This window comes from Aliiroseovarius sediminis (genome assembly GCF_022678485.1).
GTDB classification, from domain to species: domain Bacteria; phylum Pseudomonadota; class Alphaproteobacteria; order Rhodobacterales; family Rhodobacteraceae; genus Aliiroseovarius; species Aliiroseovarius sediminis.
Map to the genome: position 1 here is coordinate 68,611 of NZ_JALBYP010000035.1, position 11,811 is coordinate 80,421.

Consider the following 11,811-nt stretch of genomic DNA (forward strand, 5'->3'; position numbering starts at 1 on the left):
GTGCTCACAATCAGTTGAACAGATCACGGACAAAAGAACCAGTGGCGAACATTGACCAAGGCACCCACGCGATAACGTTGCAAGACGTGAGCAAGTGGTATGATGACTTTCAGGTGTTGAGTGACGTGACCCTGACAGTTGATCCCGGTGAAAAGCTGGTGATCTGTGGTCCCTCGGGGTCAGGGAAATCAACGGTCGTACGCCTTTTGGCTGGGTTAGAGGCGCACCAATCCGGAACGATCCGCGTCTATGGTCGCCCTGTGGGCGCACAGGGGCGCGGCGATGTCGGTATGGTGTTTCAGCAGTTCAACCTGTTTCCACATCTGACGGTATTGGAGAATTTGATGCTTGGCCCGGTTCGCGCTATGGGAACGTCGCGACGCGACGCCCGCGACCGCGCGATGGCCTATCTTGAACGTGTCCGCATTCCAGAACAGGCCAACAAACGCCCCGGCCAATTATCAGGCGGACAACAGCAGCGCGTCGCAATCGCACGTTCGCTGTGCATGGACCCCAAGCTAATGCTGTTTGACGAACCGACCTCAGCGCTGGACCCGGAAATGATTGCTGAGGTGCTGGAGGTGATGGAAGATTTGGCGCGCGACGGCATGACCATGATCTGCGTGACCCACGAAATGGGCTTCGCGCGCCGCGTAGCAGACCGGATCGCCTTTATGGATGGCGGCCAGATAGTCGAGGTTGACACACCCGAGGTCGCCTTTTCGGCCCCGAAATCAGCGCGTTTCGCACTGTTCCTTGACAAGATTCTGAAACACTGAGGGGCGTGATGATAACCAGAATTCGTCTGTCCGTCGCGCTATTGTCGCTGTGTACATTGGCGGCTTGTTCGGCCCCGGTGGGAACGTGGGGATGGTATGTGATCGACCCATTCACACCCACGGGCTGGACCAACATAAAGTTTCTGTTCCGTGGATTTTCATCGACTATCCAGCTTTCAGTCCTTGCGGCGGTGGCGTCGATCATCATCGGATTGGTCGTGGCCCTGCCGGCTTTCGCACAAAGCCGCTGGCTGCGCCTTCCCAACCGCATCTATGTCGAATTCATTCGCGCCATCCCCCTGCTGCCAATGCTGTTTTGGGTTTTTTACGGGCTGCCGGTCGTGCTGCGAACAATGGGCATCAACTTGTCTATTGATCCGTTCTGGGGCGCGGTAATCACCTTGGCCTTGTCAGACAGCGCATTCACAGCCGAGATTTTCCGATCCGGTATTCAAGCTGTTCCTCGCGGACAAGCCGAAGCCGCGCAAACCATAGGGCTAAGCCGCGCACAGGCGATGCGTTATGTGATTCTGCCGCAAGCAGTGCGACGCATCCTGCCACCGCTGGCCAACCAGTTCATCTATATCGTGAAAATGTCCGCTTTTGCGTCCGTCATCGGGATGGAGGAGCTGACCCGCCGCGCCAATGAATTGGTCGTGACCGAATACCGACCACTGGAAATCTACACGCTTCTGATTCTGGAATACCTTGTGCTGGTGCTGATCATCTCGGCCGGTGTGCGGTGGCTGGAACGTCGGATGAATGCGGATGAAAGCCGCTGATTGTCCGCGCGCACGTCAATTCAGATCGTCCAACAACCGCTTGTGCTTCTTCGCTTCTTCAATAGCACCCGCCAAAGTCTCGATCCCGCGGGAATGCAGCATAGCCAACATTTTGCACAGCACCTCGGCGGTTGCCTGGGCATCACCAAGGGCCGTGTGGCGCAAGTTGGTCGGGATCGTGACGCCCAGACGTTGGCATACGGCATCCAGCGTATGTTCCTCCGTCGTACCAAACAAAATCGCCGAGAGCAGCACCGTATCAAGGATCGGATGGCTCCATTCAACGCCGCAATCATTTGCGTGGCGGCGCAAGAAAGCCATGTCGAACGGCGCGTTATGGGCAACCAGAACCGCACCGCGCGCAAAGTCGTGCAGGTATTTTCCAGCCACCTTAATGGTCGGTTGCCCGCCCACCATCGCGTCGTTCACGCCATGAACCTTAGTGGATGACGCGGGGATTCTGATTTCTGGATCAACCAATTGATTGATTATCTCACCCGGTACGATTTTGCCTTTCACAACCCGAACCGCTCCGATCTGGACCACTTCATCCTTGTGGGGCAACAGCCCTGTGGTTTCAGTATCGAACACGACATAGGTCAGGTCGTTCAGGTGCATATCCATCAGGTTGTCGGTGGCCTGCCCCTCCATCAAATCAAAATCAAAAACGACAGGGCGGCTTTCATCGGGCGCAATGTTGGCATGCGCGTCGTCGATGGTGACCAGATATCCTTCGCCCGGTCCAAGCGGTTTAAGGCGCGTGTCGAATTGTAGTTCGTTGACCGTCGGCAAAGCGTCAAAGCTTTGCTCTAACCCGCTGGAAGCCATCTTCTTATACGCCGCCAAGAACGCGCCTTTCTGAAAATAATCAAAGATCGATGAGTTCAGGCGCGGTGGACTGACCTGCGACAACACACCTGCCGCCTGCGTGTCATAAAGCACGATCTGGTGCGAGGCGTTCACCAGGATCATCGCCACCGGGATGTCCGACAAAAGGGCTGTCAGGCGTGCTTTATCAGCCGACAGGCGCGCCGTTTCCGATGCGACGACGCTGGCCTGATCCATTGTGGTTTTCAAAAGCTGTTCCGACACTGCTTCGGCCGCTGGGGCAAGATCGCCCAAATAACGCGCGGCGTGCCGGTCGACCCCACCCGCGCCTGCATGGGCGCGCGACCGCAAGCTCGTTGCCAACCGATTGATCGGACGCGCAACATTTTCATCAAACAGAAACCAGATCCCGGCAGTCAATGCCAGCAGCCCGAAAGCAGACAGTACGCCCGCGAATACAAAACCTGACGCAACACCCGCACTGCCCGCCCGCGCATATCCGATGGTCAGCGCAACCGCCACCAGCACCACCCCAGAGACTGCCAGAAACGCGAAAAACAGGAAAATTCGCAAGCGCAAGGACAGGGTGGTCAGGATTTTCATGGCTTCACCTTCAGGTTACAGAGAGGTTACAGATAGCGGTCAATATCGGGTCATCATCGGGCACTTTGGTCCATTCAACACCCGATACCTGACCCGAAGCATCAAATTCGACCGCATCAATCAACGGCGCGCGTTTGCCCGCTGCACAATCGCCCAGAACGACCATCTGGCGGGCTGGCGACCAGCGCCCCATATAAAGCAGATCGACCATACGCAGCTCTGATCGCACCGCATGAGTGCGCAGCGAATGTTCGTCCATCGCGACAAAGCGTTCCACGAATGGCACCGCATAAGTCCAAGGGCGATACAGCGATGTGTTTTCGACCTCCATCACGATGGTCATGCCTTCGGGCAGCAGGTCGCGTGTGCGATCATACCACGCGTATTCGGTGGCGACGGTGGTCGCGATCATGGCCAGCCCCGCGCCCACCGGCATCGCCCATTTGGGAAGCCTGCCGCCGGTCAGCTTGTTCAGTATCAGCACCAGGCCCGCCCCGACGAAGGCAGAAACCAAGGTGGCGATCATCTCGTAAAACATTCAGTGTCCTTCCTGCGCGCGCCCGGCGTCAGCCCAGCATCCCGCGCCCGTGCCCAATGGCACTTTGCATTGATTTCACCACAACGAACGCGTTGCGCAAATGGCTGCGGTCGAATTCTGACAATGTCGCAGGCGCAAGGTAGTTATCGGGCGCCAACCCCGCCTTGACCTGCGCAGCTTGATGATCCAGCCGCGTTTCCGCAATCAGGTCATAGGCATCCAGCAAGTCCTGCCCGCCCGATTGGCTTAGCCCGCCCGCGTTCATCGCCGCAACCAGACGGGCGCGGGTGTTAACCTCGGTCAGTTGCGCTTGAAGCGCATACAGACGCCCCAGATCGACGATTGGCACGACGCCGTTATGCTTCATGTCCAGATGGTCCTTATGTTCGCCCGACCGGATCGTCGCGAACCCGCGCAACAGCCCCAAGGGCGGCGTGTGTTTCAGCCCGTTGGACACCATATGCGCTACAAAGATCGAGTTCTTAGCGGCCATGCCAAGCGTGTCGGCCTGAAGGTCGGAAAACAGCGTCTTGTCCCCCGCAATCGGCCGTAAATCGAACATGACCGAGGCCAGCATCTGCGCCTCGGGCACCGGTTTGTTGATCCAGCTTTCGAAATACCCCCGCCAAACCGACAGCGGCTGACACCAACGCGGGTTTGTCGCCATCATGTCGCCGGGGCAATAGACGTAACCGCAGGTGTCCAGCCCATCGCAAACAAATTTGGCCAGTTCTGCGAAATAGCCGGTGCGGTCGGCATCCGTTACATCGTTGGACAGGATCAGGCAGTTATCCTGATCAGACACGCCGGTTTGTTCTTGCCGCCCTTGACTGCCACAGGCCAGCCAAAGATACGGCACCGGAGCGGGGCCGAGTTTTTCCTCGGCCAGCGCGACCAGACGGCGAGTTGCCGTATCTGCAATATCAGTGATCAAGCGGGTGACGACCTGATGGGGGCTACCACCTGCCACAAGCTGAAGCAGCAGTTGTGGAATACGCTTGGTGACGGTGCGCATTTCCTGCGCGTCGGCGGCTTCGGCGATTTCACGCACCAATTCGGCCGAGCTGACGGCCTGAAACCGGGTCAGATCCGTCTGACTGACAATGCCCACAAGCTTGTCGCCCTCCACGATTGGCACATGGCCGATACGTTTTTCCATCATCACATGCAGCACGTCCGAACCGATATCGGACGGCGACAAAGTGATCGGATCGGGCGTCATGACCTGATCGACGGGGGTGTCGGTCGGCAGCGCCTCGGCCAGCACCTTGCCAGACATATCACGGATGGTCAGGATACCAGTCAGCCGGTCGCCTTCGGTCATGCACAGGCACGACACGCGATGGTCGCGCATCAGGATTGCCGCCTCGCGCACCGTCGCATCAGGGGGTGATGTAATCGGGTTGCGGGCCATGAAAGTGTCCACTTGGGTGGTCGCAAGGCTTTGCTGGGCTTGCCTGTCGGGCTTATCGGCACGGCTTCGGTCAAAGAAACGGCGCACCGGGTCGTATTGGGCCAGCAGCGTATCGAATGTCGCGGCGGGAAGGACCAGCACGGTCGCATCCGTCACCGCACGGGTCGCCGTCATCGCCCTGCCGTCGCGCAGAAGCCCTCGTTCGCCAAAGGAATTTCGCACACCCAACTGGCTGACGGCTTCGCCGTGTTCGTCTGTAACCTCGACCTCGCCTTGATAGATCAGGAACAAGCCAGGCAGTTCGGTGTCCAGATCGTAAATCCGGTCATCCGCCGCAACCGCGCGCGGTTCGGTCCGGGCTGCAAGATCGCGCAGCGCGTCCGGCGGCAGAACATCATAGGGGTGCACGGATTGCAGAAAGCGAAGGATCTGGTCCTGGTTCAACGGCATTCAATCGGGCCTTTACAAAAAAGAAATATCCCGCCCGGTGTGGACCGGACGGGACAGGATTGGAAGGGGGCGGGGCGCCGCAGGGCCACCCCGCCCAAACCTTTAGTGATCCTGAGCCGTGCCGGCGCCACGCGGCACGCGCACGCTTTCCACCAACTCGCGGATATGTGCGGGCGTCGGCTTGGTCATGCCGGCAACCACATAGGCAACCGTGAAGTTGATCATTGCACCAACCGCACCGAACGATGTCGACTTGATCGTGCCCAGAAGCGGGTTTGCATCCGTGAAGCTGTTCGTGCCGGGCACGAAGAACCAGCCTTTATGCAGGAAGATGTAAACCAGCGTCACAATCAAGCCCGCCAACATGCCGGCAACCGCGCCGGTGTTGTTGATCTTGGTCGAGAAGATGCCCATCATCAGCGCCGGGAAGATCGACGCCGCTGCCAGACCGAAGGCCAAGGCCACGGTTTGCGCAGCAAAGCCCGGCGGGTTCAGACCAAGATAGCTTGCCACGACAATGGCAACTGCCATAGCGATCCGCGCGGACAGAAGCTCACCTTTTTCCGAGATGCCGGGATTGAACGACCCTTTGATCAAGTCATGCGATACCGCTGACGAAATCGCCAGAAGCAGACCGGCAGCAGTCGACAGCGCAGCGGCGATACCACCGGCGGCCACCAGACCGATCACCCAACCGGGCAAGTTTGCAATCTCGGGGTTGGCCAGAACAAGGATGTCGCGGTTGAATTCGACGAATTCATTACCGTTCCAGCCATTTTCAGCAGCCTTTTCCTGCATCGCCGCATCACCATCGTTGTAGTATTGGATCAGACCGTCGCCGTTCTTGTCCAAGTGGTGCAACATCGCACCGCCAGCGATCAGGCTTTCGACCTCGGTCTGGACCTCGGTCACCGGACGGCCATCCGCAACGACCGTCACCAGATTGTGGTTTTCCTCGCGCAGAGTTAGCACAGCCTGAGAATTATCGGCCAAGAATGTTGCAGCGGCACCAGCGGTTTCAGGGGCAAAGCTCAGCAAGCCGGTCTTTTCCCAAGTCTCCATCCAGTCGTATTCGGCTTCGGTTTCGACCTGCTCGACGGTCACGGCACCACCTTCGATGCCACCATTGGGCCACATCAGTTCCGAGATATTCAGACGCGCCATGGCACCAACAGCGGGCGCCGTCAGGTAAAGCAGCGCGATGAACACCAACGCCCAGCCAGCCGACCAACGCGCGTCCGACACTTTGGGAACGGTGAAGAAGCGCATGATCACGTGCGGCAGACCAGCAGTACCAATCATTAGCGACAGGGTGAACAACACCATGTTCAGTGTATCCGCATGGTGGGCCGTGTATTCGTTGAAGCCCAACTCGGTCACGACCGCATCAAGTTTTGCCAACAGCGGTTCGCCCGATGCGACGTGATCGCCAAACAGGCCAAGGGCCGGAACCGGATTGCCCGTCAGTTGCAGCGAGATGAAGATAGCCGGGATCGTATAGGCCATGATCAACACGACATATTGCGCCACCTGCGTATAGGTTACGCCCTTCATGCCGCCGAAAACGGCGTAAGCGAACACAACCGCCGCACCGATCAGAAGGCCGGTGGTGTTGTCGACTTCAAGGAAGCGACCAAAGGCCACGCCCACGCCGGTCATCTGACCGATAACGTAAGTCGTCGAGGCAACGATCAGACAGACAACGGCCACGATACGGGCAGTTTGGCTGTAGAAGCGATCGCCGATGAATTCCGACACGGTGTATTTGCCAAACTTACGCAGATAAGGCGCAAGAAGCAGTGCCAGAAGCACATAGCCACCGGTCCACCCCATCAGGTAGGTCGAGTTGTCATAGCCTGTGAATGCGATAAGACCCGCCATCGAAATGAACGAAGCCGCCGACATCCAGTCAGCCGCCGTTGCCATCCCGTTAGTGACGGGGTGAACACCACGCCCAGCGGCGTAGAATTCCGAAGTTGAGCCCGCGCGGGCCCAGATTGCAATGCCGATGTAGATCGCGAAGCTCGCGCCGACAAACAGCAGGTTGATCGTAAACTGATCCATATGTTTTTTCCTTACTCTTCGTCGACGCCGTGTTCACGGTCGAGCTTGTTCATGCGCCAGGCATAGTTGAAAATCAGAATGAGGAAGACGATGATCGACCCCTGCTGAGCAAACCAGAAGCCCAGATCCGAACCGCCGACAGCGATGCCCGACAGCAATGGGCGCAGCAGAATGCCGAACCCGAAGGAAACGATCGCCCATATCACAAGGCTGATCAGAATGATGCGCACATTGGCAGACCAATATGCTGAATTGGATGAGTTTTCGGCCATGAAGCCACCTCCCTATCGTTCCAGTGACGGGGGGCTCATGCCGCCCCGCCTGTCCCTTTCCTTATGCAATCGCGTCCTCAACGATGGCATTCAGGTTGCCCGCGATCTCGTCGATGCCAAGCATCGCGTTGACCGTTTTCAGGCTGCCCTTGCCCTTGTAATAGGCAATGAGCGGTGCCGTTTGCGCGTGGTAAGCTACTAGGCGACTTCCCACGGTTTCGGCGTTATCGTCGGCCCGGCGTTTCATGTCCGTGCCGCCGCATTTGTCGCAGACGCCATCCTTGGCCGGCTGCTTGAATTCGTCGTGATATCCTTCACCGCATTTTCCGCAGGTGTAGCGACCGGAAATCCGGCTCACCATCGCTGCGTCGTCAACCTCAAGGCTGATGGCGGCATTGATCTTCTGACCGTTTTCGGCCAAGAGCGCGTCCAGCGCCTCGGCCTGAACGGTTGTGCGGGGGAAGCCGTCAAGGATGACGCCCCGGGCGCAATCGGGGTCTGCCAAGCGGTCGCGCAGAATGGCGATTACGATGTCATCAGACACCAGTTCACCCGCCTCCATCACCGCTTTTGCTGCCTTGCCTGCATCCGTGCCAGCCGCCACAGCCGCGCGAAGAAGGTCGCCGGTGGATAGTTGCACAAGACCGAACTTTTCCTCAAGCTTCCGGGCTTGCGTGCCCTTCCCGGCCCCGGGGGGGCCAAGAAGGATCAGCACCGGCGCGTTCTCATTCGCCGCGCTCATCACGCGTCACCCTTTTTCAGGCGGTTGTCGATCAGATCATCCACCACCGAGGGATCAGCCAAAGTCGATGTGTCGCCCAACGCGCCGAAGTCATCTTCGGCAATCTTGCGCAGAATACGACGCATGATCTTGCCCGAACGGGTCTTGGGTAGGTCCGGCGCCCATTGGATATGATCCGGGCTGGCAATCGGGCCGATTTCCTGACGAACCCAGTTGCGCAGTTCGGTTTTCAACTCGTCAGTATATTCGACGCCCTCAAGCAGGGTGACATAGCAATAGATACCCTGCCCCTTGATCTCGTGCGGGAAACCGACCACGGCGGCTTCGGACACCTTGGCGTGGGCGGCCAGCGCGCTTTCGACCTCGGCGGTGCCCATGCGGTGGCCAGACACGTTGATCACATCGTCCACCCGACCGGTGATCCAGTAATAGCCATCCGCATCGCGCCGGCAGCCGTCACCGGCAAAGTAATACCCTTTATAATCCGAGAAATACGTCGCCACGAACCGCTCATGATCGCCGTAAATCGTGCGCATCTGGCCCGGCCAGCTGCCTTTGAAGCACAGCACGCCTTCGGCTTCGGTTTCGTGAATTTCCTCGCCCGTGGTGGGTTCAAGGACGACCGGCTGCACGCCGAAGAACGGTGTCGTAGCAGAACCCGGCTTGGTCGGGGTTGCACCCGGAAGCGGTGCCAGCATATGCCCCCCGGTTTCCGTCTGCCACCACGTGTCGACGATGGGGCATTTGCCCTTGCCAACCACGTCATTGTACCAGTTCCAAGCTTCAGGGTTGATCGGCTCACCCACTGTGCCCAACAACTTCAGGTCGCTCAGGTCATATTTGGTCACGAATTCATTGCCACGCGCCATCAGGGCGCGGATCGCAGTGGGGGCGGTATAGAACTGGTTGACCTTGTGCTTTTCGCACACGGCCCAGAACCGGCCCGCATCCGGGTAGGTCGGCACGCCTTCAAACATCAACGTAGTCGCGCCATTGGCCAGCGGGCCATAGACAATATAGCTGTGACCCGTGACCCAACCCACATCGGCCGTGCACCAATAAACGTCGCCGTCGTGATAATCGAACACGTACTCGTGCGTTATCGCCGCATAAAGAAGATAGCCAGCTGAACAGTGCTGCACGCCTTTCGGCTGTCCGGTAGACCCTGACGTGTACAGGATGAACAAAGGATCTTCGGCGTTCATCTGCTCCGCTGGACAATCCGCCGACGCGTCCGCCATCATCGCGGTATAGGAATGGTCGCGGCCTTGCTTAATGGGCACATCGCCGCCGGTGCGCTCCACAACCAGAACCGGCGTATTGCCCAGATCGCCATGTTCAAGGGCAGCATCCACGTTGGTTTTCAGAGGCGTGTTGCGCCCACCACGAGGGGCTTCGTCGGCGGTGATCACCAGTGACGCCTGACAGCCATCAACACGAGCGGCCAGCGCCTCGGGCGAGAATCCGGCGAACACGATGGAATGGATCGCGCCGATGCGCGCGCAGGCCAGCATGGCGTAAGCTGCTTCGGGGATCATCGGCAGATAAAGAACGACGCGATCGCCTTTCCCGACACCCATGCCCTTCATGACATTCGCCAGTTTCGAGACTTTTTCGTGCAGCTCGCGATAGGTGATGCTTTTCGACAGATCGGGATCATCGGCTTCCCAAATGATCGCCACCTGATCACCGCGCGTTTCCAGATGGCGGTCGATGCAATTTTCGGCAACGTTCATTTCACCGTCTTCGAACCATTTGATCGACACGTTCGGGTGTTCAAACGTGGTGTTCTTGATCTTGGTCGGCGTCTTTGACCACGTCAGGCGGGTCATCTGATCGGACCAAAATGCTTCCGGGTCATTCACCGAAGCGGCATACATTTCCTTGTATTTCGCAGCATCAATATGAGCGTTCGCGACAAATTCCGCAGACGGGGCATAGGTTTTGTCGGCCGTGTTTTCCAACGACATGCAGGGTCCTCCAAATAAATCCTCTGGGTCGCGCGTGCCGCGCGGTCCATGGGCGCAGCTCTGGTTAACAGCGTTTTCCCAATGGTTTTGAAAATAGGGGGACAAACCCGCGCCAAACAACAGTTTTTCTGTAAATTTATTTAACAGGCTGCGGTGATGATTGTTAATATTTTTCGAATAGTGGCGATTTCTTGCAGAAATGCTGGTATTTGCATGTGAATGACGCGCCACAGGGGGTGTAAAAAAAGTACACGCTATTTCGAAGCGTTGTAGAATGACGAACCCTGAACATGACGCTTTTTGCTCGCTGTCGGGCATAGGTTGTGAGTCTGCACACGGGTGGGACTTGTCGCTACGTAAAGATAAACGGCTGTGCTGCACCTGTAGGCCGCAACAAAAAGGCGGCTGAGGTGTCGCGACTGGCTGGACCGTCGGATCAAAGGTGAATATCACCGCAACATCTACAGCCGCCAAGGAGCACCATATGCCCAACCCGCATCCCGCCTGGATCGCCGTCAACTGCACCCCGCATCGACTTCACGTCTGGTTGATGGACACTGCCTGCGCGACGCTGGAAAAACGCGTGGGTGAACATTGCGGTCGTCCCGTCGCAACGCTGCACAACATGCTGGCGGATGTGTTGTGCGACACGCCCCTGTTCACAATGGCATGTGGGTTATCAAATGCTGGCGCCCCGCCGCACTTCGTGCCTGTGCCCAGCGCGCCCCCGGGCCGTGCGGCCGCGACACGGGTCACGGCGGGGGGATTGGATCTGCATCTTCTGCCCGGTCTGCACCAAACCGCCCCTACCGATGTGATGTACGGGGACGAAACTCTGATCGCCGGGTTTCTGGCGGCAGAGGCCGATTTTGACGGCATCCTGTGTCTGCCCGGCAACCACACAAGATGGGCCCATATCAGCGCAGGCGAGGTTGTGAGTTTTCGTAGTTTCATGACAGGCGAATTATTCGGGCTGATCACAGGCAAATCGCTTTTGCGCGAAACAGTCGCCGGGGGCGGTTGGGATCAGAGTGCCTTCAATACGGCACTGGCAGATACCATGTCGCGGCCGACCGATCTGGCGGCGAAGTTCATGTCTTTGTATGCCGAAGGCATGCAAGACACCCTTCCCCCCGCGACCGCCCGTGCGCGGCTGTCAGCCGCGTTGGTGGGTGCGGAACTGGGGGCGGCGAAACCCTATTGGCTGGGTCAACAGGTGGTGATCCTTGGGCAAACCGATTTGGGGGCGGCCTATCACGCCGCGCTGGCCGCGCAAGGGGTGGCAGTGCGTATAGTTGACGCCACGGACCTCCCCCTTGCTGGCCTGATCGCGGCTTATTTAGACGACTGAAACGCCCATTGGCGCCAG

10 protein-coding genes are annotated in these 11,811 nt (G+C 58.3%); 3 read left to right on the forward strand and 7 right to left on the reverse strand.

Translation table 11 applies throughout. From position 1 onward, the window contains the following. Window positions 1–50: 50 nt before the first annotated feature. Together MN186_RS11825 and MN186_RS11830 are read left to right on the forward strand one after the other, a co-directional pair. A complete protein-coding gene (locus MN186_RS11825) occupies window positions 51–779 on the forward strand; it encodes an amino acid ABC transporter ATP-binding protein (RefSeq protein ID WP_420838938.1) in 729 nt (242 codons plus the stop codon). 8 nt (window positions 780–787) lie between these two features. Beyond that, window positions 788–1,561: an amino acid ABC transporter permease gene (locus MN186_RS11830; protein WP_242114569.1), complete on the forward strand. Its 774-nt coding sequence runs from the start codon at window positions 788–790 to the stop codon at window positions 1,559–1,561. A gap of 15 nt (window positions 1,562–1,576) precedes the next feature. Here MN186_RS11830 and MN186_RS11835 read toward each other — a convergent pair whose 3' ends face one another. The 7 genes from MN186_RS11835 to acs all read right to left on the reverse strand — a co-directional run bounded on the left by MN186_RS11835 (window position 1,577) and on the right by acs (window position 10,442). Then, on the reverse strand, window positions 1,577–2,992 hold the full coding sequence (locus MN186_RS11835) for a 3'-5' exonuclease (protein WP_255744185.1): 1,416 nt from the start codon (window positions 2,990–2,992) through the stop codon (window positions 1,577–1,579). 10 nt (window positions 2,993–3,002) lie between these two features. Next, window positions 3,003–3,530 (reverse strand): hypothetical protein, encoded by a 528-nt coding sequence (locus MN186_RS11840; RefSeq protein WP_242114570.1) that lies wholly within the window; start codon window positions 3,528–3,530, stop codon window positions 3,003–3,005. A 28-nt stretch (window positions 3,531–3,558) separates the two neighbouring features. Next, complete coding sequence (locus MN186_RS11845) at window positions 3,559–5,394, reverse strand: DUF294 nucleotidyltransferase-like domain-containing protein (protein WP_242114571.1); 1,836 nt, start codon at window positions 5,392–5,394, stop codon at window positions 3,559–3,561. Window positions 5,395–5,496: 102 nt separating this feature from the next. Beyond that, the gene (locus tag MN186_RS11850; RefSeq protein WP_242114572.1) at window positions 5,497–7,458 is read right to left on the reverse strand and encodes a sodium:solute symporter family protein; all 1,962 of its coding nucleotides are present in this window, start codon (window positions 7,456–7,458) and stop codon (window positions 5,497–5,499) included. A gap of 11 nt (window positions 7,459–7,469) precedes the next feature. Then, the gene (locus MN186_RS11855) at window positions 7,470–7,730 is read right to left on the reverse strand and encodes a DUF4212 domain-containing protein (RefSeq protein WP_242114573.1); all 261 of its coding nucleotides are present in this window, start codon (window positions 7,728–7,730) and stop codon (window positions 7,470–7,472) included. 61 nt (window positions 7,731–7,791) lie between these two features. Then, window positions 7,792–8,472 carry an adenylate kinase gene (locus tag MN186_RS11860; RefSeq protein ID WP_242114574.1) on the reverse strand — a complete coding sequence of 227 codons (681 nt, stop codon included), beginning with the start codon at window positions 8,470–8,472 and terminating at the stop codon, window positions 7,792–7,794. Continuing rightward, window positions 8,472–10,442, reverse strand: coding sequence for an acetate--CoA ligase (gene acs / locus MN186_RS11865; RefSeq protein WP_242114575.1), 1,971 nt, complete (start codon window positions 10,440–10,442; stop codon window positions 8,472–8,474). The genes MN186_RS11860 and acs overlap by 1 nt, the downstream gene beginning before the upstream one ends. 484 nt (window positions 10,443–10,926) lie before the next feature. On the opposite strand from acs, the gene MN186_RS11870 reads away from it, so the two are divergent. Next, window positions 10,927–11,793, forward strand: coding sequence for a 2-dehydro-3-deoxygalactonokinase (locus MN186_RS11870; RefSeq protein ID WP_242114576.1), 867 nt, complete (start codon window positions 10,927–10,929; stop codon window positions 11,791–11,793). The last annotated feature ends 18 nt before the right edge of the window (window positions 11,794–11,811 follow it).